Genomic DNA, 21,632 nt, shown 5'->3' on the forward strand with positions numbered 1-21,632 from the left:
GAAGTGACCCAGCGTCCGACCCTGTTCACCCTTTTTGCGCTCCTGCTCGCGAGCTTCGCCTTTGCGGCGCCCGCGCACGCCGAGCGGATCAAGGACATGGGCCAGTTCCAGGGCCTGCGCGCCAACCAATTGACGGGGTACGGCATCGTCGTCGGCCTCGCGGGCACGGGCGACGACAGCCTCGACTATTCGACGCTGGGCATGAAGGGCGCGGTGTCGCGCTTTGGCTTGACACTGCCGCCGGGCGTGAACCCCGCGCTCAAGAACGCCGCGGCGGTGATGATCACCGCCGAGCTGCCGCCTTTTGCCAAGCCCGGCCAGCGGCTTGACGTCACCGTGTCGGCGATCGGCAAGTCCAAAAGCCTGCGCGGCGGCACGCTCGTGCTCGCGCCGCTCTATGGTGCCGACGGACAGATTTATGCGATGGTGCAGGGCAATCTCGTCATCGGCGGGCTCGGCGTCGATGCCGCCGACGGATCGAAACTGACCGTCAATGTGCCGTCGAGCGGCCGCATCGCGAACGGCGCGACGGTCGAGCGCGCGGTCGACACCGGCTTTGCGACGTCGAGCTATCTGACCTTCAACCTTCACCAGTTCGACGCGACCAATGCCAAGCGGGTGACCGATGCGATCAACGCCGCGCTTCCCGGCTCGGCGTCGATGATCGACGGCGCCAGCATCGCGATCCGCACCGGCGGCAACGGCGACGAGCGCATGCGCCTGATCTCGCAGATCGAGAATCTGGGCGTCCAGCGTGCCGAGCCGCCGGCCAAGGTCATCGTCAATGCGCGCACCGGCACCGTCGTCATCAACGGCGCGGTCCGCGTCGGCACCGCCGCGGTGACGCAGGGCAAGCTCACCGTCTCGATCAAGGAATCGCCGATGGTGGTGCAGCCCGCGCCGTTCAGCCGCGGCCAGACCGCGGTCGAGGAGTCGAGCGAGATCAGCGTCGAGCAGGACTATCGTCCGGTGATGCTGGTCAAGCCGACCGCCTCGCTTTCCGAACTTGTCGATGCGATCAATCGCATGGGCGTCCCCCCGGGCGACCTTGTCGCCATCCTCGAGGCGCTGAGCCAGGCCGGCGCGCTCACTGCGGAACTGGTGATCATATGACGAGCCCTATTTCTTCTGTCCACGCCACGCCGACGCCCGCTGCCGCTGGCGGCGGCGATGGCGGGCTGCGCAAGGCGGCCGAGGCATTCGAAGCCGTGATCCTGCGCCAGCTGATGGCGTCGATGCGGCAGGCCAAGCTCGGCGACGATATATTGGGGTCGAGCGCGACCGACAATTTCCGCGAAATGGCCGACGCGCGCACCGCCGACAGCCTCGCCGCGATGCGCCAGTTCGGGATCGCCGACATGGTCGAGCGGCAGTTCCGCGGCCAGCTCGCGGGCGGCGCCGTTCGCTCTGGGGGAGGCGTCCAATGAGCGACCTGCTCGGCATCGGCTATAGCGGGCTCAAAGCCTATTCGCGTGCGCTCTCGACGATCGGCGACAATATCGCCAACGCCCAGACCCCCGGATATGCGCGGCGCCGGCTCGAAATGATGGAAGCCGTCGGCGGCGGCAATTCGATCTTCTATCGCGGCAACACCAACCCCGGCGGCGTCGACATTCGTGGCATCGACCGTTCGGTCGACGGCTGGCTGATCGAGGATTCGCGCATCACCTCGGGCGACGCCGAACGCTCGGCGACGAAGCTCGGCTGGCTCGGCAAGACCGAGGATGCGCTGAGCGACGAGACCAACGGCATCAAGACCGGGCTGACCAAGCTTTATACCACCGCCGACCAGTTGACCGCCGATCCGACGAATCGCACGCTGCGTGCGCAGTTCCTGCAATCGGCCGACGATATCGCGTCGGGCTTTCGTACCGCGGCGGGCCAGCTCGACAAGATGGGCGAGGGGATCGAGGGCGCTGCAGCGAGCACGGTCGATCAGTTCAACAGCAATCTGAATGCGCTCGAACAGATCAACATCGGGCTGCGCAAGGCGCGGCCGGGCTCGACCAACGAGGCGAGCCTGCTCGACGAGCGCGACCGGCTGCTCGACAAATTGTCGTCGCAGGCCGGCGTCAGCCCGACCTTCGACAATAATGGCGCGGTGACGCTGCGCGCGGCCGGATCGGGCGACCTGCTCGTCGGCGGCGGCGTGGTGAACCCGATTTCGGTCACCGCGGCACCCGACGGGCGCCTGTCGTACAGCGTCGGGGGTTCGCCGCTTGCCATCTCGACCGGCTCGCTTGCCGGCCTTGCCGAAGGCGCGATCCATGTCGCCGATCAGCGCGCATCGCTCGACACGATGGCGACGCAGTTCGCGAGCCAGCTCAACGCCGCGCATCAGGCGGGCACCGACGCCAATGGCAATCCGGGGCAGGCCTTGTTCACCGGCACCAGCGCGGCAACGCTGACCGCCGCGCCGCTGACCCCCGATCAAGTGGCGGCGGCGAACGCGTCGGGCAGCAACGGCAATATGCTCGCGCTTGGTGCGATGCGCGGGGCGAACGATCCCGAAGCGCGCTGGTCGGGCCATCTTGCGACACAGGCGCAGGCCGTGTCGTCGGCGCGGGCGCAGGACGCCGCCGCGGCGACGCGCGCCGATGCTTCGGCCGCGGCACGCGACGGCGTCAGCCAGGTCGATCTCGACACCGAAGCCGCCGAGCTGCTGCGCTTCCAGCAGGCCTATTCGGCGGCCGCGCGCACGATCCAGGTCGCGCGCGAAACCATGCAAACATTGCTCAGCTCGCTCTAAGGAAGGGTCAGGATCATGATCAACGCCGTGGGCAACCGCATGACGCGCGAAATCGCGCGCCAACAGAAACTCGCCGACGCGCTCGAGCGGACGCAGATACAGATATCGGGCGGGAAAAAGCTGCTGCGCATGTCCGACGATCCCGTCGCAGCGCGGCGGATCGCGACGATCGGCACGACGCAGGCGAGCATGACCGCCTGGTCGGCCAATGTGAACGCGGCCGACGCGCTGGTGTCGCAGGCCGATGGCGTGATGAAATCGGTAAGCAACCTGATGACCCGCGCGCGCGAGCTGACGCTTTCGGCAGCGAGCGATACGACAAATCCCGCCGACCGCGCGACCATCGCCGCCGAACTCGGCACGATCGCCGATGAACTCGACGCGTTGGCCGCGACGCGCGATTCGAACGGTGAGCCCGTTTTTGCGGCTGGCACCGCGCGCGTGATGCGCTTTGATTCGGATCTCAGCTTCGCCCCGGTTCCGTCGGCGGCCGATGTTTTCGTCGTCGGCGGAAACAGCCTGTCGACGGGCATTCGCGATGCCGCCGCCGCGGTTGCGGCGGGCGACAAGGCGATGATGGGAACGTCGATCACGGCGCTCGACACCGCGATCAGCCATGCCGCCGATAAACATGCCGAAATCGGCCTGTCGGGCGGACGGCTCGACCGCATCGCCGACGGGCTCGCGGCGCGCGGGATCACGCTCAAGGATGAGCGGTCGTCGGTCGAGGACACCGACCTCGACGTCGCGATCGCGGAGCTCAAAGCCCAGGATCTGACGCTGCAGGCGGCGCAGGCGGCCTTTGCCAAGATCAACCGGCAGAGCTTGTTCGATATTTTGAACTGACGCCCCTCAATCTTGCGGCGCTGCTGCCGTTAATCATCAAGACGTCCCTGAATTTGCGGGGGCCGGCTTCGACAGCCGGGTCCGAATGGAGTTTGCTCGCACATGTTTCCCGTTGTCGGCATTGTCGTACTGATCCTGCTGGTCTTCGGGGGCTTCGCGCTGACCGGCGGCAATCTGGGTCCCGTCATGCACGCGCTGCCGCACGAAATGCTGATCATCGGCGGTGCGGCACTCGGCTCGCTGATCATCGGCAATTCGGGTGCCGACCTGAAGGCGCTCGGCGGCGGGCTCGCCAAGGTGTTCAAGGGACCGAAGTATAAGAAGCAGGATTATCTCGACTGCATCCTGCTCGTCTCGACGCTGATGAAGATGATGCGCACCGAAGGACCGGTTGCGGTCGAGCCGCACATCGAGGATCCGAAAAACTCGACGATCTTTCAGCAATATCCCAAGCTTTTGAAGGACGACACGCTCGTCCATCTGATCTGCGACACGCTACGCCTCGTCGTCGTGTCGTCGGGCACGCTCGATCCGCACGCGGTCGAAGAGGTGATGGATAATGCGCTGAAGAGCCACCATCATCATTCGATGAAGCCCGCCGAAGGTCTGCAGAGCCTTGCCGACGCGCTTCCCGCGCTCGGCATCGTCGCCGCGGTGCTCGGCGTCGTGAAGACGATGGGCTCGATCGACAAGCCGCCGGCGATCCTCGGCGCGATGATCGGCTCGGCGCTCGTCGGCACCTTCCTCGGCGTGCTCCTCGCCTACGGTCTCGTCGGCCCGTTCGCGACGCGCGCCAAGGCGGTGATCGAAAGCGACGCCGCCATCTATCATACGGTGAAGCAGCTGATCATCGCGTCGCTCCACGGCCATCCGCAGCCGCTGGTGATCGAGGCTGCGCGGTCGGGCGTCGACCATCATAACCAGCCGAGCTTTGCCGAGGTGTTCGACGGGATGCGGGGCCGCTGATGGCCGCGCGTCCGAACATGCCGCGGCCGATCATCGTCAAGAAGGTGATCCAGCAAGCGCACGGCGGCCATCACGGCGGCGCGTGGAAGGTCGCCTATGCGGACTTCGTCACCGCGATGATGGCCTTCTTCCTTTTGATGTGGCTGCTCGGTGCGACGAACGAGGCGCAGCGCAAGGCGCTCGCCGACTATTTCGCGCCGACGATCGTCCAGACCAAGACCGAGACCGCCGGGTCGACGGGCCTGTTCGGTGGTGACTCGCTGGTCGCGGCGGACAAATACCCACATGGCGCGGCGCAGACGGGCACGCGCGCCATGACGATTCCGCGCGACGCCACGGGCGGACCGCGCGAAGCGTCGGGGCGCGAGCGCGCGAGCGACAAGGAGCAGTTCAGGAAGCTCGCCCAGACGCTGATGGATCAATTGCAGGCAAAGGGCGACCTCAAGCGTCTCGCGCCGAACCTGCGCTTTACCGAAACGCTTGAAGGGCTGCGCATCGACGTCGTCGACGATGCGGATTTTTCGATGTTCGTGATCGGCACCAGCCAGCTGACCCCCGACGGCGCGCGGCTGTTCAGCGAAATCGCGAAGCCCGTCGCGGCGGTAACGAACAAGGTGATGATCCGCGGCCACACCGACGCCGCCCCCTGGTCGGCGAAGTCTGGGACGAACAACTGGCGTCTGTCGGTCGACCGGGCGGAGGTCACGCGCCACTATCTCGAGTTCCGCGGTATCGCCTCGAATCGCTTTTCGCGAATCGAAGGGGTGGCCGATCGCGAGCCCTATGTTCCCTCCGACCGATTCGATCCGCGCAATCGCCGCATCTCGATCACGCTGGGCTGGCGCTAGACGCGTGGCAATTAGTGCCAATTTGGCAGCATATTGGAGATAGTTAACGCGATTGCGCGTTAATTACTTCCAATCTGGCAATATCTCTTTGTTTTGAATGGGTTAGCTAACAGCTGATAAGCTTTCGTTTACCAATTTCGTCAATTCCTGAGTCCATCGAAGGGGGCACCGAGCGGGCGGTGCGGTGGAGACTGAAATGACACTGGGGCAGAACAACAATGCAGCGCTCGAAGCGCTGATCATCGGCACGAGCCCGGCGACCTGCCGGCTGCGCGAGATGATCCGCCGCGTGGCGCGCTCGAACGCCTCGGTGATGCTCTGCGGCCCGTCGGGCTCGGGCAAGGAACTTGTTGCCCGCGCCATTCACGACGAAGGCGCCCGTGCCGGCAAGGCTTTTTCGGCCATCAATTGCGGCGCAATCCCCGGCGAACTCATCGAATCCGAACTCTTCGGGCATGAAAAGGGCAGCTTCACCGGCGCCCATGCCCGCCGCATCGGCCATTTCGAAGCGACCGAGGGCGGCACGCTCTTCCTCGACGAAATCGGCGACATGCGTTTCGACATGCAGGTCAAACTGCTCCGCGTGCTCGAAGACCGGACGATTGTCCGCGTCGGCAGCAGCGACGTGAAGGCCGTCGACGTCCGCGTCATTTCGGCTACCCACCAGGATCTCGGCGCCGCGATCGCCGATGGCAAATTCCGCGAAGACCTGTTCTTCCGGCTCGGCGTGGTTGTGCTCCAGGTCCCCAGCCTTGCCAACCGCGTCGAGGATATTCCGGCGCTCATCCGCCACTTCCAGCGCCAGATGCCCGCCGACGCCAAATGCCGTTTCGACGACGCGGCGATGACGCTGCTGATGCAGCATGCATGGCCGGGCAATGTCCGTGAACTCAGGAATTTCGTGGAGCGCGCCAGCGTTCTCCATGGCGGCGAGACGCTCGGTCTCGACGACGTCGCCATGCTTTTGAACCCCACCGCAGCGCTTGCACCGCGACGGGCTGTCCCCAGCAGCCCCGTCGCGGCGCAAGCCAGCGCGGAAGATCAGGTCGCCTCGGCTCCGGCCGCGCCGCACGCCAAGACGCCGGCACCGGGCCGCCCGATCGATCTCAAGCGCGAGATCGAAACGATCGAACTCGAACAGATTTACGTCGCGCTCGACCTTGCCGACGGCATCATTTCCGAAGCGGCGCGCCTGCTGACGCTGAAGCGCACGACGCTGATCGAAAAGATGCGCAAGTACGGGGTTCACCAGCAGGCCGCCTGACTCGGCCGCGATACAAGTTTCAGCACCCGCTGAAAAAGGGAGCTCTGGTCCGCTCCCGCACCACCCGGCCGCCCGTCCCCACCATGGGCGGCCGGGTAACCAGCGGGCATTTGATTGAATGAATGCGGCACCGGCCCGCTCCCCCACCGCCCTTCGACGCCACGCGTCGTCTTCGGGCGGTGGGGGAGCGGGCCGGTGCCGTTCCACGTCAGTGGAAAAACTCTATCGAAGCTGGCGCCAGGCCGCGCTGATCGTCAAAATTCCTTCGAGCAGCTCGGCAAGACCCTCGGCGCTATTCGCGGCCACGGCATCGTCGAGCTTGCGGCGCATGCTGCGATAGACGCGCGACAGCGCGGTCGCGACATCGCCGCCCTTGTCGCGATCGAGTCCCGCGTCGAGACCGATCAGGATCGCGCGCGCGCGGTGCGCGGGTTCGGTCGCCGACACGCGCTGCCCCTGCCGGATCATCGCCCCCAGCACGCCCACGGCGGTCTCCAGCTCGTCGTAGAGCATGGTGACCAGCTCGACGGGGTCGGCGGCAGCGGCGCGGCTTTCATGCTGCAATCGGCGATAAAGCCCGGTCGCCCGGACGGTCGAGGCGGTAGCGTTCACGGCGGCGGTCCCCAAGTCCTAGTTCTTAGTCGTTACCCTGGTTCGTCCAGAGTTTGATTTGCTGTTCGAGATAGGTCTGCGTCGCCTTGAACGCCGCGAGCTTGGCTTCGAGCGTGCCATATTGCTTCTCGAGCCGCGCCTTATAAGCGCTCTCGCGCTCCTCGATCTTCTCGAGCTGATCGATGAGATTTTCCTTTTTGGCGTCCAGCGTTTTCGAGACGCGATCGATCGCGCCATTGACGCCGACCGCCTTGTCGCGGATCGCGTCGAGCGCAAAGGCGATCCCGGGATCGCTTATCTCGGTGTGCGTCGCGTCGCGCCGCGGATTGAACAGCGCCTCGACCGCGCCCGCGTCGCTGGCGAGCATCTTGTCGAGCTTGGCGTTGTCGACCGAAAGCAGGCCGTCCTTCGTCGACGAAATGCCGATGTCGGACAGCTTGTTGATGCTGCCGTGGCTTGATAGCACCTTGTTGACGAGGCCGGAAAGTTCGCGTTCGATCTCACGGAGCGAGGTCGTCGCGCCCGACATGCTGGAGGCCGCGACGAGGCTTTTCTTGAGCTGGTTATAGACCGAAACAAAATCGCCGACGGTCTGCTTGATCATCTCGAGCGGGCGGCTCGCACCGATGTCGACGCCTTGTCCGGGCGCCGCCTTTTTCAGCGTGAGCGACATGCCGGGAATCACATCGTCGACGATGTTGTTCGCGCGACTGAAGGCCACGCCGTCGATCGTGAATTCGGCGTTGGTGGCGGTCTGGCCCACGGTCATGCCGCCGCTGGTCGAAAAGGCCGTCAGGCCCGGGTCGGCACCGGCGTCGGCGGTGAGGGTGAATGCACCGACTTCGCCCGTCGGGCCTTTGACGATCAGGCGGTGGCCGCCCTCATCGGCGATGATCGACGCGGTCACGCCGGCGCCGCTCGCGTTGATCGCATTGGTCAGCCCCTCGAGGCTGTTGTTCGTGGCGCCGATGGCGATCGTCTTGGCGACGCCGCCGACGGTCAGCGTCATCGTGCCCGCGCCGATCGCGGCGGTACGGTCGGCGACGACGGCGGAATAATTGGTCTGCGCGCGCGCGAGCTGCGTCACGACGACGGTCGCGGCGAAGCTGTCAGCCGACAGGCCGGCGCGGCTGGTGGCGCTGAGCACGCTTTCGTCGGAAACGGTCGGCGTGCTGCGCAAGGTGCCGTCGCTGACCATCTGGCCCAGCGAATTGGCAAAGCCGTCGAGGTCCGATCGCGCCTGCGCCAGCGCGCTGATCCGCGTCTGGTTCGCCTGGTTGAGCGAGTTCATGCGCTTTATCTTCGGATCGCGCGACGCGTTCGACAGGTCGGTGACGAGCTGTTTGACGTCGAGGCCCGACCCGAAGCCGAGGCTGTTGGCGATTGAACTGACCATGGCAAAATATCCTTCGAACCCCTTAACGGCGGCGCGCGGACAAGTTTAAGCCTGACGGCGCCCTTCGGGATCGAAACGATGCGAAGGCGGCACGTCGATCGCGGGCGGCGCCGTGCCTTCGGCGGCCGCGCGTTCGAGCTGGAACACGAAAGCGAGCACCGTGGCGACCGCAACGAACAATTCTTCGGGGATCACGCGGCCGGCGCGCGCGGTGAAATAGATGGCGCGCGTGAGCGCCGGATATTCGAGCAGCGGGACATTGGCACCGCGCGCCAGCTCGCGGATCGAGAGCGCGACATCGCCGCGCCCGCGCGCGACGACGACGGGCGCCGCATCGACCCCGGGACGATAGCGCAGCGCGACCGAGAAATGCGTCGGGTTGGTGAGGACGACGGTCGCGTCGGACACCGCCTTGCGCGCCGATCCGCTCAATATGTCGTGCGCACGCTGGCGCTGCGCCTGCTTGAGTTCGGGGGCGCCGTCGGACTGGCGCATTTCTTCTTTCACTTCCTGCTTGCTCATCATCAGCCGCTGGTTGCGCGTGAACCACTGCACCGGCACATCGATCAGCGCGATGACGACCAGCCCGCCGGCGAGCACCAGCATCGCATGGCCGATTTCCTTTCCGGCCAGGCCGATCGCGGCCATCAGGTCGGTCGACGCCATTGTCATGATCGCGGGCAGGCTGTTCAGGACGAGCCAGTAACCGATGCTGCCAAGCAACAGCACTTTCGCCAATGCCTTGCCGAGTTCGGTGACGCCCTGCATCCCGAACATGCGCTTGAGCCCGGCCATCGGGCTCATGCGGTTGCCCTTGAAGTGAAGCGCCTTGCCGCGCCAGCCTATCGACCCGAGCATCGCCGGTCCCGCGACCGCGGCGCCGAGCGTCAGCGCGAACAGGCTCGCGAGCGGCAGCAGGATTTCGGCGCCGTTGCGCATCAGCGCCTCGGAGGGCGCAAAATCGGCGACGTCGGCGGCGGTCAAGGTCAGCCCGCGGCGGACGAGATCGCCCGCCGACTGGACAAACCAGCCGCCTGCGGCGACCATCCAGCCCGCGGCAGCAAGCATCGCCAGCGCCGTCGCGAGTTCGCGCGACATCAGCACATCGCCTTCGCGCGCCGAGTCCGACAGCTTCTTTGCCGTCGGCTGTTCGGTTTTCTGGTCCTTCTCGGTCGTGCCCGCCATCGCTCAGATGCCCGCGACCATACGCGCGGTGTCGAGCGCGTCGGACAGGATGCGCGCGATCGCCTCGGCCATCGCCGGCGTCGCGACGCCGAGCAGGACGATCCCGGCGAGCAAGGTTGCGGGGATACCCACCGCGAACAGGTTGAGCGCCGGCGCCGAACGGCCGATCACACCCATGATGATCTGGACGAGGATCAGCACGAAGCCGACCGGCATCGCGATGGTAAGCCCTGCCGCGAACATCAGGCTGCCGAAACGGATCAGCCCGCCGATCGCATCCCACGACGGAAACGCGTTGCCGGGAGGCAGTGCGCTGTAGCTGTCGACGATGATGCCGATCAGCACGAGATGGCCGTCGGCGGCGAGGAACAGCGCGGTCGCCATCATCGACAGGAACTGGCCGATCGCCGAACTCGACGCGCCGCTGAGCGGATCGACCATCGACGCGAAGCCGAGTCCCATCGCGTTGCTGATCGCCTCGCCCGCGAGCAGCGCCGCGGCGAGCCCCATCTGGAGTACGAAGCCCATCGCGAGGCCGATCACGACCTCGCCGATGATGAGGAAAAAGCCCGGGACCGATACGATCCCTTCAGGCGGCAACGTCATGCCCGACGCCGCGACCGCAGGCACCCCGACCGCGAGCGCGATCACCAGCCGCAGTTGCACCGGTACGCTCGTCGCGCCGAACACCGGCGCGGCGATGAAGGCGGCGCCGGGACGGATCATCCCCAGCATCCACAGCTGGAGCATCGCCTCGATATTCGGGATGTCGGCGGGGTTCATTGTGCGCCTAGCGCACCAACGCCGGGATCTGCGCGAAGATTTCGCGGGTGAAATCGGTGAGCAGGACGAGGATGCTGCCACCGAAAATCGCAAGGCAGATCGCCGCGACGATCAGCTTGGGCACAAAGGTCAGCGTCTGTTCGTTGATCGACGTCGCCGCCTGCACCATGCCGAGCAGTACGCCGATGACGAGCACCGGCAGCAGCAGCGGCGCCGAGGCGAGCGCGAGGATCCACAGCGACTGCTGCGCGACCCCGATGAAATAGTCGGCCTCCATCCCGCTAACTCACGAAGGAGGAGGCGAGCGATCCCATCGTCAGCGCCCAGCCGTCAACGAGGACGAAGAGCAGCAGCTTGAAGGGCATCGATATGATCGTCGGTGACAGCATCATCATACCCAGCGACATCAGCGCCGAGGCGACGATCAGGTCGATGACGAGGAAGGGCAGGAAGATCAGGAAGCCGATCTGGAACGCGGTCTTGAGTTCGCTGGTGACGAAGGCGGGCAGCAGGATCGAGAAGGGCACGTCCTTCGGGCTCGCATAGGTCGGCGCTTTCGCGATCTTGGCGAACATCATCAGGTCGGTCTTGCGCGTCTGCTTCATCATGAAGCCGTGGAGCGCGGTGCCCGAACGCGACACCGCTTCGCCGATATCGATCTGTTCCTGGCCATAAGGTTCGATCGCGACGCGGTTCACTTCGCTGATCACCGGCGCCATCACGAATAGCGAGAGGAACAAACTCAAGCCGACCAGCACCTGGTTCGGCGGCGTCTGTTGCAGCCCGAGTGCGTGGCGCAGAATCGACAGCACGATGATGATGCGCGTGAAGCTGGTCATCATCAGCAGCAGCGACGGCAATACCGTCAGCAGGCTCATTAGGACGAGGATCTGGAGCGACAGGCTCAACGGACGGCCATCGCCGCCGATTTCGCCGACCGCGCGGCTCAGCCCGTCGGCGGCCTGCGCATAAGCGGCGGGCGCGGCGCAGAGCAGCGCGGCGCCGCCGGCGAGCGCCGCGGCGCGCAGCCAGAAGCGGCGATCAGTCCGCATGGAAGTCGCCCTGGCTGTCGTCGGCGATCCGCGTGATGCCGCTCCGCGACACCGCGATCAGCACGCGCTGTCCCGCGAATTCGACCACCGCGAGTTTCGATCCGGGGCCGAGCGGCAGCACGTCGATCATTTCGACGGCGCGCGTCTTTGCGCCGCCGCCGCCGAGCGGTACGCCCATCTGGACGCGCTTCCACAGCCACAGGCTGCCCCACGCCATGCCGCCGACGAGCGGCAGCAGAATGAGCAGGCGGAGGATATATTCGAACATCAGGCTCTCCGCTCGAAACCTTCGAGCCCGCGCGCCGGCGCGACGACTTCGGCGACCTGGATGCCATAGCGGCCGTCGATGCTGACGATCTCGCCCTTCGCGATCAGCGTGCCGTTCGCATAAATGTCGAGCAGATCGGTCGCAGCGCGGTCGAGTTCGATCACGCTGCCCTCATCGATCGCGAGCAGTTCGGAGAGCGTCATCGAGGTCGACCCGACCTCGACCGACACGCGCAGCGAAACGCCGGCGAGCAGGTCGAAATTGGGTGCGGCGGCGATGCTCTTGTCGCGCCGGTCGGCGCGCGCCTTCGGGGCGTCGCTGATATCAGTCATGGTCCGGTCCTTTTTCGATATGGTCTATCATGATCGCGGCGTTGCCATTGGCCTCGCCGATGCTGCCGAGCGCGAAGCTGCGTCCGGCGACGGTCACCGGCACATGGCGCGGCATATTGAGCGGGATGATGTCGCCGACTTCGAGCGCGAGCAGCTTGACGAGGCTGATCTCGGGGCGCGCGAGCACCGAGCGGACGGGCATGCGCACGTCGCGCAGCGCCCTGTCGAGCGCGCCCGCCCAGACCGGATCGCCGCCGCTATTGCCCTGCATGTCGGGAAGCAGTTCGTCGCCCGCGATTCCGCGCAGCGCGGCGACCGGATAGGCGCACATGATCGTCCGCCCCTCGAACGGGGCGCCGCGCAGCGTGAAGCGCTGGACGAACAATTCATCGTCGGCGCGTACCGCGGCGAGCTTGGCGGGATCGGCGGTGACGCAATCGAGTTCGGGCTCGATCGCAAGCTTGCCGCGCCATGCGGCGGCGAGTTGCATCCCGATGTCGCGGCCGAGGCGCGCGGCGAAGCGGTCCTCGGCGTCGGTCAGTTCCTCGCGCTCGGCGGCGAGCTGGCCGCGGCCGCCATAGAAGATGTCGACGAGCTGGAGCAGCAGCGAGCGCGAGCCCGCGAGCATCACCGGCCCCTTGAGCGGCGGCGCATGATAGCGCCAGAAGATCGCGGGCGCAGCGGACGCGCTCCATTCGGCAAAGCTGACCTGTTCGGCGCCCGACCGTTCGATCTGGACCGTCGGCGCGCCGAGCGCGCGGATCAGGTCGCGCAGACTGCGCGCAAACTGGTTCGCGACGCCTTCGAGCGCGGGGAAGGCATAGCCGTCCGCTGCCCGGCGCAGCAGCAGGGATTCCCGGGTATCCGCAGGCGTGGCCGCAACTGCTGGTGCAGGTGCGGCCGGTGCCTTCACGGCTTTGACGGTTTTCGTGCTGGTGGTCACTGAATCACCAGGCTCGTGAAATAAACATTGTCGATGCCCCCGAAACCTTCCTTGTCGCGCAACACATCGTTGATCGCGGCCGTCAGCTGACGCTGCAGCCGCTGTTTCCCCTGTGATGTGGAAAGCAACGCCGGATCCTGTTCGGCGAGCACCATAAGCACGACCGAACGGATCGGAACAGCCTGCCGTTTGATATTATTGATAACCTTGCCGTCGTAGAAGGTCGAAAGGCTGATACCGACCTGCAGGAAGCCCGATCCGTCGGCGAGGTTCGTCGTGAAGCTGTCGGCGATCGGGTAATAGGTGATCTCATATTTCTTGGGATCGACCTTGAACTTGTCGTTCGGGACCGACACCGTGCCGACCTTCGGCGGCGCTTCCTTGTCGTCGCCCTCGGCGGCCGGCTCGGGCTCGCCTTCGCTGCGCTCGACCAGCTTGGGGAAATGATCCTCGGGCTTCGCCTCATGCGCCTGCAGCGCGCCGAAATAAATTCCCGCACCCGCGCCGGCGCCGATCAGTGCGATCGCGGCGACGCCGATGAACAGCAGCTTCTTGAACGAGCCCTTCTTCTTGGGGGCGCCTTCGATATTATCCTTGGCCATGATGGGACCCTTTCTGATCAGGCGAAGCGGCCGCGGCGGTCGGCGGCGCGGTCTTCGTCACGCGGCTCGGCGCGTTCGGTGGCGGTTTCGATGAGGTGCGAGGTGTCGGGCGCGGCGGTGCGGCCCTGACCCTGGCCCTGGCTTTGCGACTGGCGTCCGGTCTCGCCCGGCGTGCAGGTCACTTCGGCGCCGGCGACGCGCACGCCCTGCTGGCGCAATTCTTCGACGAGGCGGCCCTGTGCGGCGGTAACGATCGTCGCGGTCGCTTCGTGACGCGTGTCCATTTTCAGCGACACGCCCTCGTCGCCCATCTGCATCGCGACGTCGAGGCGGCCGAGATGCTTGGGCATCAGGCGAAAGCTGATGTCGCCGCTGTCCGACTTGGTCGCGGCGATGTCGCGCGCGAGCTGGTCGATCCACGCGCCGTCGCTTTCCATATCGAGCACGCGTTCGGCGATCACCGCGGGCGCGGCTGCTTCGGCGAGCGTCGCGGCACTCTGTGCGGCGGGCTGCGCGAAGAGGATCGTCATCGACGGCGCCGCCTCGACGGGCTTGGCGACGGGTGGCTCGGCTCCGGGGAGGATCGGCATCGCGGCATCGCGCGGGCGCGCGGCAACGGGAAGCGCGGGGGCGCTGGTGTCGGCCGGAGCCGCCGCGGCTTCCGCCGGCTTCGCGGGTTTTGCGGCGGTCGGGGGTGCGGCGGCGGGGATTGCGGCCGCTACGATCGCGGCCCAATTCGTGACCGGCGCAGCCGCCACGGACTCGCCGGTCGCCGCCGTGTCGGGCGATGCGGCATCCGCTTCGGGCTTGGCCGCAACCGGCTTGCCAGACGTCTGTGCGGGCGCGGCGCCGGGGATGCTGCCGTTCAGCGCGATCAGCAGGTTCGCGGCCAGCGCCGCGGGATCGGCCTTGGCTGGCTCGGCCTTCGCCGCGGGGGCTTCGGCGGTGGCGTCCGTTTCGAGGGGGGCGTCGACCTGCGGGGCCGCGGCATCGACGGCCGGTGCGGGATCGATCTTGATCGTCGTGGCGGCAGGATTCGCGATCGGCGCGACGGCGACCGGCGCGGCGGCGAGCAGCTGGTCGAAACCGCCTTCGCCGCCACCCTCGGGCAGCTGCCCGATGTTGGCGAGGAAGGTTGCGAAGCCCGCGGGCATCGCGCCCTGGATGGTGGGGAGAGAGGGGGCGCTCATCATGCCGCGCCGCCTTCGATCAGCCGCAGGCGCATGCCCGTGCGCGGGCGGTGCGGGCGGTTGGCGTCGTCGCGGCGTTCCTGTTCGACCTGCGCCGCTTTCCGGCTGCGTTCGTACAGGCGGACCGCCGATTCTTCCCTGACCATCGCGTTCTGCGCCAGCGCGCCGGCCTGGTCGCGGCGCTCGCTGGCATTGCTCAGCGGCGCGGTCAGGCTTTCCTGCGCGATGTCGAGCCGCATCGCGAGTTCGCCGATCGTGTTGAGCGCGCGGCCGGCGACCGCACCCTTGGCCATCGCGAGGTCGACGCGCAGCGTTTCGAGCCGCTTCGCGAGTTCGACGAGGTTCGCCAGTTCGCCATTGGCGCGCGCCAGATTGGCCTCCGCCTGCTGATGTTCGACGGAGCGCACGCGAATGATACGTTTGCGGCGTGCGGTACGGGCGTTCATGCGGAATATCCTTCAATCAGGGCTTGGCGGGAAATGTCGAAATCGACCTGCGCCTTGGCAGGTTGCGAAACATAGGCGAGCTGGTCGGCGTGGCGCGCGATGGCGGTGTCGAGCACCGGATCGGCGCCGGCGACGTAGGCGCCCATCAGCATCAGATCGCGATTCTCTTCATAGAGCGACCAGAGCTGGCGGAAGCGCGCGGCGGCGGCGGCATGTTCGGGATCAACCGAATCGACCATCGTGCGCGACAGCGAGCGTGCGACGTCGATCGCCGGATAGACGCCCTGTTCGGCGAGCTGGCGCGACAGGATGATATGGCCGTCGACGATCGCGCGCGCGCTGTCGACGACGGGATCGTCGATGTCGCCGCCATCGGCGAGCACGGTGTAAAGCGCGGTGATCGATCCGCCGGTTTCGCGGTCGATGCCGGCGCGCTCGCACAGCGAGGGAATGAGCGCGAAGACCGACGGCGGATAACCCTTCATCGTCGGGGGCTCGCCCAAGGTCAGCCCGATCTCGCGCTGCGCATGCGCGACGCGGGTCAGGCTGTCGATCAGCAGCAGCACCTTCTTGCCCTCGGCGCGGAACGCTTCGGCGATCGCGGTCGCGCGCATCGCGGCGCGCAGGCGGAGGAGGGGCGGATGGTCGGCGGGAACCGCGACGACGACCGATTTCTTGCGGACTTCGGGGGGCAGCTTGGTTTCGACGAAGTCGCTGACTTCGCGGCTGCGTTCGCCGATCAGCCCGACGACGATCACGTCGCATTCGGTGCCGGCGATCATCTGGCCCATCAGCACCGACTTACCGACGCCCGAGCCCGCGATGATCGCGACGCGCTGGCCTTCGCCGACGGTGAGCAGGCCGTTGATCGCGCGCACACCCATGTTGAGCGGCCTGGTCACGCGGCCGCGGCGCAGCGGATTGACCTTGCGGCCGGCGAGCGGCCACTGGAACTGCGACTGGATCGCGGGGCGGCCATCGAGCGGATTGCCCTGCGCATCCATGATGCGGCCGAGCAAGGTCTTGCCGACGGCGACCATGCTGCTCGCGCCATGCGGTTCGACCGGCGCGCCAGTGACCAGCGGCTTGTTCATGTCGAAGGGCAGGACAAGGCTGCGGTGGCCACGAAAGCCCACGACCTCGCCATAGACATAGTCATTGTCGGCCGACTTGATGCGGACGTTGCTGCCCAGTGGCTGGGGGAAGCCGGAGACTTCGAGCATGATCCCCTCGTGCGCGACGAGCGTGCCGATGCGGCGCGGGCTGGCGCCCGCGAGGTCGACGGGGTCGAGCAGCTGCTGCGCGCTCATGGCGAGGCGGCGGGTCACGCGGCGTGTTCCGTACCGAGCGCGGTGCGCAGTTCGTCGAGATAGACGGCGCGGCCATGTTCGATCCAGCCGGTCGAGGTTTCGAGGCGGACGGTGCCGCGCACCATCGCGGGATCGCTTTCGATCGCCAGCGTCAACGGAGCGTCGGCGAGTAGCACGGCGTCTTCGGGATGAACCCAAAGCGTGCGCGCCTTGTCGGCGTCGGCGACCATCGCGGCGGCGGTTTCGGCCTGCGCCTGCAGCCATTCGGCATCGATCGGCGCGGCGGCGACGATCTGGCGCACCAGCCGTTCGACCGTTTCGGCGATCAGCTGCGCGAGTTCTTCGCTCGGTTCGTCCTGCAGCGCTTCGGCGCCGGCAAGCAGCGCGAGAAGCTGGTGACGCTCGGCAACAAAGGCGGCTTCGGCAAGACGCTGGCCTTCGGCGAGTCCGAGCGCGAAGGGATCTTCGAGGTCGAGTTCGTCGATGCTTTCCTGTTCGGTCGCCTGCGCCGTGTAGACGGCCGGCGCGAAGGACATCGGGCGGAAGCCGCTGCCGCGTGCCATCGCCTCGGTGAGCGAGACGGGCGCGAAGCCAGATTCGGTGGCTCGATCAGACATAATCGTCGCCTCCGCCCGCGATCATGATTTCGCCCGATGCGGCCATCTGGCGGACGATCTGCATCACGCTCTTCTGCGCATCGTCGACGTCGGCGCGCTTGACCATCGTCATTTCGGCCATCTCGTCGCGGATCGTTTCGGCGGCGCGCTGCGACATGGTCGCGAGGCACATGTCGACCATCTCTTCGTCGGCGCCCTTGAGCGCGATCGCGAGCTGGGCGGCGTCGACCGAGCGCAGCACGCTGCTGAGGCTCTTCTTGTCGAGGTCGCGCAGGTTTTCGAAGATGAACATCTCTTCCTCGATCGTCTGGGCGAGCACGCGGTCGTGCTTCTTCAGCGAGCGAAGCGTGCGCTCCGACAGCTGCTTCGGCATCTTCTTCATGATCTTGGCGACGTCGCTCGGACCGCCGATCGCCTGCTTGGCGACGCGCTGGCCATCGACATTGGCGCTCGCGAGCACCGCTTCGAGATCCTCGATCGCCGCGGCGGGAACCGAGGTCAGCATCGCGGCGCGCAGCACCAGGTCGGCCTGCAGCACTTCGTCGAGCGTTTCGATCGCGCGCGCGGCGACATCGGGGACGAGCACCGAGAGGATCAGCGCGCCGACCTGCGGATGCTCGCTGGCGAGCAGCCCGCTGATCGCGTCGACGTCCATCCAGCGCAGCATTTCGAGCGACGCGGCGCTCCGCTGCGGCGCGACGGCGGCGAGGATATTGTCGGCGCGGACATTGCCGACGGCTTCGTTGATCACGGTGCGGATGCGCGTGTCGGCGCCGATCGCCAGCGCGCTGACATCGCGGCTGCGCGTCACGAAGCGGTCGAGTGCCTGGCCGATCTGTTGTTCGCTGGCGTTCGCCGTGTCGAACATCGCTTTCGCCAGCTGGCGGACCTCTTCGGGGCCGAGCTGTTTCAGGATCGTCGCGGCTTCGCTTTCGTCGAGCAGCATCAGCAGGATCGCGGCGGCGGCCGATCCTTCGATCGCGGGCATGGCGGGTGCGTTATCGAGTTCGGCGACTTCAGGCACGGGCGCCCTCCTGCATCAGGTGGCGGACGACGAGCGCGGCGCGCGCCGAATCCTGGCGGACGAAGGCGCGGACGAGGTTGGCGCGGGCTTCATAGCTCGGCGCCTGTTCGATCATCTCGAGGGTGATTTCGCGGCCGCCCTGACCGCTGGCGAGTGCCGGGCGGTCGGTGGCGGCGAGCAGCGATGCTTCGAGTTCCTGATTCTGCGCGATGCGCTTCGCGGCGCGTTCCTTGGCGGCGCGGATCATCGGGCGGCCGATGAACAGGAAGGCGAGCAGCGCGGCGAGGATCGCGCCGACCTGCTTGACCAGCGGCATGAACCAGCCCTGGTCGTAAAAGGCGGGCGCGGTGTCTTCGACCTGCACGAACGGGCGCTGGTTGATCGCGACCAGATCGCCGCGCGTCGCGTCATAACCGATCGCGCCCTTTACCAGATTGTCGATCTTGGTGAGATCGGCCTGCGTGAGCGCCTTCTTGCCCTGATTGAGCGCGACCGCGACCGAGACGCGGCGCAGCTTGCCCTGCGGCGAGTGCGTCACCGAAATCTCGCGGCCGACTTCATAAGCGCGCGCGGCGTTTTCGTTGCTTTCGGTGCCGGGCGCCGGGGCGCCGGGCGGGACCGGCTGCGGGCCGGTCGCGGTGACCGTCGTCGCCTGCGGCGGCTGGTTCGACAGCGCGCCGGGGATGCCGACCGCGGGGGCGCTCGTGCCGCTGGTCGAGCGCGTGATCTGCTCGCTGGTCAGCGCACGGTCGTTCTCGGGGAAGCTTTCGCGCGTCGCCTGGCTTTCGGACATGTCGACGTCGGCGTGGACTTCGACGCTATAATTGCCGGCGCCGAGCATCGGGCCGAGCAAGGTGTCGAGCGCACGGCGGAAGCGGTCTTCGACCTGCAGCTGCAGCTGGAACGCCTTCATGTCGCTGCCCGATGCGGTGTCGGAGAGCAAAGCGCCGCGCTGATCGATCACCGACACCTGATCGGCGTTCATGCCGGGGATCGACGAGGCGACAAGGAAACGGATGGCCTGCACCTGACCGTCGCTCAGCGAACGGCCGTTCTGCAGCGTCAGCATCACCGATGCGGTGGCGGGCTTGTCTTCGCGGACGAACAGGCTGGGTTCGGCGGCGGCGACATGGACGCGCGCGCTCTTGACCGCGTCGATCGTCTCGATCGTGCGCGACAGATCGGCCTCGCGCGCCGAGCGCAGCGCTTCACCCTCGATCGCGCGGCTCGACCCCATGGGCAGCGCGGCGATCAGGCTGTCGCCGCTCGGCGCCGCCTTTGGCAGGCCTTGCCCCGCGAGTGCGATGCGCGCCTGATGCAGCTTGTCGGCGTCGACGGTCAGCGCGCCCGTGGTCGGATCGATGCTGTGGCCGATGCCCTGCGTCTGCAGCGCGTCGGCGACCGCCGCCTTGTCGGTATCGTCGAGCCCGGCGAACAGCTGCGCCTGCGGCGCCGCCTGCATCGTGAAATAGGCGAGCGCGGCGATGCCGATCGCCGACGTCATCGCGATCGCGGGCAGCGCGCGCTGCACCGCCGGCTGGCGCATGAACTGGGTGAACGGCGCGAACCGGCCGCCCAGGACGGGGGCGGGGAGGCGGTTCGCGTTACCGTCGTTCACAGAGTTGGGGACGGGGGTAAGGATCTGGGTCTCGGCCATGGATTACACCGGCATGTTCATGATGTCGCGGTATGCGGACAGCAGCTTGTTGCGGACTTGCAGGGTGGTTTCGAAGCCGAGCGAGGCTTTCTGGCGCTCGATCATCACGCTGACGATGTCGTGCGTGTCGCCGCGCTCATAGGCTTCGGTGATCTGGCTCGCCTTCGACTGCTGCGCGTTGACCTGTTGCAGCGCATTGTTGATCGCGGCGCCGAAATCGGGGGCTCCCGCTGCGCCGCCGACGCCGCCTTCGGCCGCGCCGACCCCGCCGCGGCCCGCGGCGCGCTGCAGCGCCTGGTTCTGATTGAGGATCGAACTGCGCATCTGCAGCAGTCGGCTCGGGTCAATCGTGCTCATTGCTTTTTCATCCGTCCTGACGGCGGCGATGTGCCGCACGCAAAGAACAATGCAAAGCGCGTGCCAAAAAAATTAATGGCTTATTTTCAGTGTATTGATCTGGATTGTCGGTGCCCGTCGGGCCGTTTCGGCATTTTTTTGACACGCGGGCTTAAGCGCCGCCGACGCCCGCCGTTACTGCTTTCGTGACCGCTCCTCGAGCCCTCACATCACGGGAATGGCCATCGAGGCCGGAAAGGAACAAAGATGACTGTCATCAACACCAATGTGAGCGCGCTTCGCGCCCAGAACAATTCGCGCGTCGCCAGCCAGGCGCAGTCGCAGGCGATGGAACGCCTGTCGAGCGGCAAGCGCATCAACGCTGCGAAGGACGACGCCGCCGGCCTCGCCATCGCAACCCGCATGGAGGCCGCATCGCGCGGTTTCACGCAGGCCATCCGCAATGCCAACGACGGCATTTCGCTCGCCCAGACCGCTGACAGCGCCGCGGGCAGCATCTCGGACATCCTCGTCCGTATGCGCGACCTGTCGATGCAGGCATCGACCGGCACGCTCAGCGATCCCGACCGCGTGCTGGTGCAGAAGGAAGTCACCGCGCTGATCGCGCAGATCGGCGACGTCGTCGGTCAAACCACCTTCAACGGCAACAAGCTGCTCGACGGCAGCGCCGCCACCGGGTTCAATATCCAGACCGGCATCAATAACACCGAGGTCGTGAACATCACCATCGCGAACCTCGGCACGGCCGGCACGGCGCTTACCGGCGTCGGTGCGATCTCCGTCGCTACGCAGGCCGGGGCTACCTCTGCGCTGGCAGTGCTTGACACGGCGATCGACAATGTCGCCAGCGAACGCGCCAATCTCGGTGCGCAGCAGAACCGCCTGACCTCGGCTGTCGATAATTTGACGTCGCGCGTCACCAATCTGGACGAAGCCAAGTCGCGCATCGAAGACGCCGATTTCTCGGTCGAATCGACGAACCTCGCGGCTGCCGGCATTCTGGCGCAGGCATCGACCGCGATGCTCGCCCAGGCGAACCAGAGCTCGCAGGGCGTGATGAACCTGCTCCGCGGCTAAACTTCGCAAATAAATTTCAGGCTATATTCGGTTGGTCCCTTAGATAGCCTGATCCGATGCCCCGGCCCCCACAGCCGGGGCATCATCTTTTCTGCGAAGGTGCGGCAC

The 21,632-nt window shown here is 66.6% G+C and carries 25 protein-coding genes; 8 read left to right on the forward strand and 17 right to left on the reverse strand.

The genetic code is table 11. From position 1 onward, the window contains the following. Positions 1 to 3: 3 nt before the first annotated feature. The 7 genes from ATE70_RS19460 (at position 4) to ATE70_RS19490 (ending at position 6,673) form a co-directional block, all read left to right on the forward strand. The gene (locus ATE70_RS19460; RefSeq protein WP_082639738.1) at positions 4 to 1,113 is read left to right on the forward strand and encodes a flagellar basal body P-ring protein FlgI; all 1,110 of its coding nucleotides are present in this window, start codon (positions 4 to 6) and stop codon (positions 1,111 to 1,113) included. Continuing rightward, positions 1,110 to 1,427 carry a rod-binding protein gene (locus tag ATE70_RS19465; RefSeq protein WP_082639737.1) on the forward strand — a complete coding sequence of 106 codons (318 nt, stop codon included), beginning with the start codon at positions 1,110 to 1,112 and terminating at the stop codon, positions 1,425 to 1,427. The genes ATE70_RS19460 and ATE70_RS19465 overlap by 4 nt, the downstream gene beginning before the upstream one ends. Next, positions 1,424 to 2,749 (forward strand): flagellar hook-associated protein FlgK, encoded by a 1,326-nt coding sequence (flgK, locus tag ATE70_RS19470; RefSeq protein WP_058539344.1) that lies wholly within the window; start codon positions 1,424 to 1,426, stop codon positions 2,747 to 2,749. The genes ATE70_RS19465 and flgK overlap by 4 nt, the downstream gene beginning before the upstream one ends. 15 nt (positions 2,750 to 2,764) lie before the next feature. Continuing rightward, positions 2,765 to 3,595: a flagellin N-terminal helical domain-containing protein gene (locus ATE70_RS19475; RefSeq protein WP_058539345.1), complete on the forward strand. Its 831-nt coding sequence runs from the start codon at positions 2,765 to 2,767 to the stop codon at positions 3,593 to 3,595. 102 nt (positions 3,596 to 3,697) lie between these two features. Continuing rightward, entirely contained in the window at positions 3,698 to 4,561 is an 864-nt protein-coding gene (motA, locus tag ATE70_RS19480) for a flagellar motor stator protein MotA (RefSeq protein ID WP_058539346.1), read from the forward strand. Then, entirely contained in the window at positions 4,561 to 5,409 is an 849-nt protein-coding gene (locus tag ATE70_RS19485; protein ID WP_058539347.1) for a flagellar motor protein MotB, read from the forward strand. The genes motA and ATE70_RS19485 overlap by 1 nt, the downstream gene beginning before the upstream one ends. A 196-nt stretch (positions 5,410 to 5,605) precedes the next feature. Beyond that, positions 5,606 to 6,673: a sigma-54 interaction domain-containing protein gene (locus ATE70_RS19490; RefSeq protein ID WP_058539348.1), complete on the forward strand. Its 1,068-nt coding sequence runs from the start codon at positions 5,606 to 5,608 to the stop codon at positions 6,671 to 6,673. A 222-nt stretch (positions 6,674 to 6,895) separates the two neighbouring features. Here ATE70_RS19490 and ATE70_RS19495 read toward each other — a convergent pair whose 3' ends face one another. From ATE70_RS19495 to fliE, 17 genes are read right to left on the reverse strand one after another with little or no spacing between them, the layout of a single operon-like run. After that, positions 6,896 to 7,285 (reverse strand): flagellar export chaperone FliS, encoded by a 390-nt coding sequence (locus tag ATE70_RS19495; RefSeq protein ID WP_058539400.1) that lies wholly within the window; start codon positions 7,283 to 7,285, stop codon positions 6,896 to 6,898. Between the two features lie 25 nt (positions 7,286 to 7,310). After that, complete coding sequence (gene fliD, locus ATE70_RS19500) at positions 7,311 to 8,681, reverse strand: flagellar filament capping protein FliD (RefSeq protein ID WP_058539349.1); 1,371 nt, start codon at positions 8,679 to 8,681, stop codon at positions 7,311 to 7,313. 45 nt (positions 8,682 to 8,726) lie between these two features. Further along, a complete protein-coding gene (gene flhB, locus ATE70_RS19505) occupies positions 8,727 to 9,866 on the reverse strand; it encodes a flagellar type III secretion system protein FlhB (protein ID WP_058539350.1) in 1,140 nt (379 codons plus the stop codon). 3 nt (positions 9,867 to 9,869) lie between these two features. Further along, the gene (fliR, locus tag ATE70_RS19510) at positions 9,870 to 10,649 is read right to left on the reverse strand and encodes a flagellar biosynthetic protein FliR (RefSeq protein WP_058539351.1); all 780 of its coding nucleotides are present in this window, start codon (positions 10,647 to 10,649) and stop codon (positions 9,870 to 9,872) included. Positions 10,650 to 10,656: 7 nt separating this feature from the next. Next, positions 10,657 to 10,926, reverse strand: a complete 270-nt coding sequence (locus tag ATE70_RS19515; RefSeq protein ID WP_037512577.1) for a flagellar biosynthetic protein FliQ — start codon at positions 10,924 to 10,926, stop codon at positions 10,657 to 10,659. 4 nt (positions 10,927 to 10,930) lie between these two features. After that, positions 10,931 to 11,701: a flagellar type III secretion system pore protein FliP gene (gene fliP / locus ATE70_RS19520; RefSeq protein WP_058539352.1), complete on the reverse strand. Its 771-nt coding sequence runs from the start codon at positions 11,699 to 11,701 to the stop codon at positions 10,931 to 10,933. Next, entirely contained in the window at positions 11,691 to 11,969 is a 279-nt protein-coding gene (locus ATE70_RS19525) for a flagellar biosynthetic protein FliO (protein WP_058539353.1), read from the reverse strand. Before ATE70_RS19525 ends, fliP begins: the two co-directional genes overlap by 11 nt. Further along, positions 11,969 to 12,301 (reverse strand): flagellar motor switch protein FliN, encoded by a 333-nt coding sequence (gene fliN / locus ATE70_RS19530; RefSeq protein ID WP_058539354.1) that lies wholly within the window; start codon positions 12,299 to 12,301, stop codon positions 11,969 to 11,971. Before fliN ends, ATE70_RS19525 begins: the two co-directional genes overlap by 1 nt. Then, positions 12,294 to 13,244 carry a flagellar motor switch protein FliM gene (locus ATE70_RS19535; protein ID WP_058539355.1) on the reverse strand — a complete coding sequence of 317 codons (951 nt, stop codon included), beginning with the start codon at positions 13,242 to 13,244 and terminating at the stop codon, positions 12,294 to 12,296. Before ATE70_RS19535 ends, fliN begins: the two co-directional genes overlap by 8 nt. Then, a complete protein-coding gene (locus ATE70_RS19540) occupies positions 13,241 to 13,846 on the reverse strand; it encodes a flagellar basal body-associated FliL family protein (RefSeq protein WP_058539356.1) in 606 nt (201 codons plus the stop codon). Before ATE70_RS19540 ends, ATE70_RS19535 begins: the two co-directional genes overlap by 4 nt. Positions 13,847 to 13,863: 17 nt before the next feature. Continuing rightward, complete coding sequence (locus tag ATE70_RS25700; RefSeq protein WP_058539357.1) at positions 13,864 to 15,039, reverse strand: flagellar hook-length control protein FliK; 1,176 nt, start codon at positions 15,037 to 15,039, stop codon at positions 13,864 to 13,866. Then, complete coding sequence (locus tag ATE70_RS19550; protein ID WP_058539358.1) at positions 15,036 to 15,482, reverse strand: hypothetical protein; 447 nt, start codon at positions 15,480 to 15,482, stop codon at positions 15,036 to 15,038. The genes ATE70_RS25700 and ATE70_RS19550 overlap by 4 nt, the downstream gene beginning before the upstream one ends. Further along, positions 15,479 to 16,810: a FliI/YscN family ATPase gene (locus ATE70_RS19555; RefSeq protein WP_082639735.1), complete on the reverse strand. Its 1,332-nt coding sequence runs from the start codon at positions 16,808 to 16,810 to the stop codon at positions 15,479 to 15,481. The genes ATE70_RS19550 and ATE70_RS19555 overlap by 4 nt, the downstream gene beginning before the upstream one ends. After that, positions 16,807 to 17,409 carry a FliH/SctL family protein gene (locus ATE70_RS19560; protein WP_058539360.1) on the reverse strand — a complete coding sequence of 201 codons (603 nt, stop codon included), beginning with the start codon at positions 17,407 to 17,409 and terminating at the stop codon, positions 16,807 to 16,809. The genes ATE70_RS19555 and ATE70_RS19560 overlap by 4 nt, the downstream gene beginning before the upstream one ends. Continuing rightward, positions 17,402 to 18,433: a flagellar motor switch protein FliG gene (gene fliG / locus ATE70_RS19565; RefSeq protein ID WP_058539361.1), complete on the reverse strand. Its 1,032-nt coding sequence runs from the start codon at positions 18,431 to 18,433 to the stop codon at positions 17,402 to 17,404. Before fliG ends, ATE70_RS19560 begins: the two co-directional genes overlap by 8 nt. Then, positions 18,426 to 20,090: a flagellar basal-body MS-ring/collar protein FliF gene (fliF, locus tag ATE70_RS19570; protein WP_058539362.1), complete on the reverse strand. Its 1,665-nt coding sequence runs from the start codon at positions 20,088 to 20,090 to the stop codon at positions 18,426 to 18,428. Before fliF ends, fliG begins: the two co-directional genes overlap by 8 nt. Positions 20,091 to 20,093: 3 nt before the next feature. Further along, the gene (gene fliE / locus ATE70_RS19575; protein ID WP_058539363.1) at positions 20,094 to 20,447 is read right to left on the reverse strand and encodes a flagellar hook-basal body complex protein FliE; all 354 of its coding nucleotides are present in this window, start codon (positions 20,445 to 20,447) and stop codon (positions 20,094 to 20,096) included. 246 nt (positions 20,448 to 20,693) lie between these two features. Between fliE and ATE70_RS19580 the strand changes: the two genes are divergently transcribed. Continuing rightward, entirely contained in the window at positions 20,694 to 21,524 is an 831-nt protein-coding gene (locus ATE70_RS19580; RefSeq protein ID WP_058539364.1) for a flagellin N-terminal helical domain-containing protein, read from the forward strand. Positions 21,525 to 21,632 lie beyond the last annotated feature (108 nt).

This window comes from Sphingopyxis sp. H053, from assembly GCF_001468225.1.
Classification (GTDB): Bacteria; Pseudomonadota; Alphaproteobacteria; order Sphingomonadales; family Sphingomonadaceae; genus Sphingopyxis.

Excerpts from the sequence above, each read along its gene's own strand:
- ATE70_RS19465 (WP_082639737.1), top strand. The coding sequence starts at position 1,110 with ATGACGAGCCCTATTTCTTCTGTCCACGCCACGCCGACGCCCGCTGCC.
- flgK (WP_058539344.1), top strand. The coding sequence starts at position 1,424 with ATGAGCGACCTGCTCGGCATCGGCTATAGCGGGCTCAAAGCCTATTCG.
- ATE70_RS19475 (WP_058539345.1), top strand. The coding sequence starts at position 2,765 with ATGATCAACGCCGTGGGCAACCGCATGACGCGCGAAATCGCGCGCCAA.
- motA (WP_058539346.1), top strand. The coding sequence starts at position 3,698 with ATGTTTCCCGTTGTCGGCATTGTCGTACTGATCCTGCTGGTCTTCGGG.
- ATE70_RS19485 (WP_058539347.1), top strand. The coding sequence starts at position 4,561 with ATGGCCGCGCGTCCGAACATGCCGCGGCCGATCATCGTCAAGAAGGTG.
- ATE70_RS19490 (WP_058539348.1), top strand. The coding sequence starts at position 5,606 with ATGACACTGGGGCAGAACAACAATGCAGCGCTCGAAGCGCTGATCATC.
- fliD (WP_058539349.1), bottom strand. The coding sequence starts at position 8,681 with ATGGTCAGTTCAATCGCCAACAGCCTCGGCTTCGGGTCGGGCCTCGAC.
- flhB (WP_058539350.1), bottom strand. The coding sequence starts at position 9,866 with ATGGCGGGCACGACCGAGAAGGACCAGAAAACCGAACAGCCGACGGCA.
- fliR (WP_058539351.1), bottom strand. The coding sequence starts at position 10,649 with ATGAACCCCGCCGACATCCCGAATATCGAGGCGATGCTCCAGCTGTGG.
- ATE70_RS19515 (WP_037512577.1), bottom strand. The coding sequence starts at position 10,926 with ATGGAGGCCGACTATTTCATCGGGGTCGCGCAGCAGTCGCTGTGGATC.
- fliP (WP_058539352.1), bottom strand. The coding sequence starts at position 11,701 with ATGCGGACTGATCGCCGCTTCTGGCTGCGCGCCGCGGCGCTCGCCGGC.
- ATE70_RS19525 (WP_058539353.1), bottom strand. The coding sequence starts at position 11,969 with ATGTTCGAATATATCCTCCGCCTGCTCATTCTGCTGCCGCTCGTCGGC.
- fliN (WP_058539354.1), bottom strand. The coding sequence starts at position 12,301 with ATGACTGATATCAGCGACGCCCCGAAGGCGCGCGCCGACCGGCGCGAC.
- ATE70_RS19540 (WP_058539356.1), bottom strand. The coding sequence starts at position 13,846 with ATGGCCAAGGATAATATCGAAGGCGCCCCCAAGAAGAAGGGCTCGTTC.
- ATE70_RS25700 (WP_058539357.1), bottom strand. The coding sequence starts at position 15,039 with ATGATGAGCGCCCCCTCTCTCCCCACCATCCAGGGCGCGATGCCCGCG.
- ATE70_RS19550 (WP_058539358.1), bottom strand. The coding sequence starts at position 15,482 with ATGAACGCCCGTACCGCACGCCGCAAACGTATCATTCGCGTGCGCTCC.
- ATE70_RS19560 (WP_058539360.1), bottom strand. The coding sequence starts at position 17,409 with ATGTCTGATCGAGCCACCGAATCTGGCTTCGCGCCCGTCTCGCTCACC.
- fliF (WP_058539362.1), bottom strand. The coding sequence starts at position 20,090 with ATGGCCGAGACCCAGATCCTTACCCCCGTCCCCAACTCTGTGAACGAC.
- fliE (WP_058539363.1), bottom strand. The coding sequence starts at position 20,447 with ATGAGCACGATTGACCCGAGCCGACTGCTGCAGATGCGCAGTTCGATC.
- ATE70_RS19580 (WP_058539364.1), top strand. The coding sequence starts at position 20,694 with ATGACTGTCATCAACACCAATGTGAGCGCGCTTCGCGCCCAGAACAAT.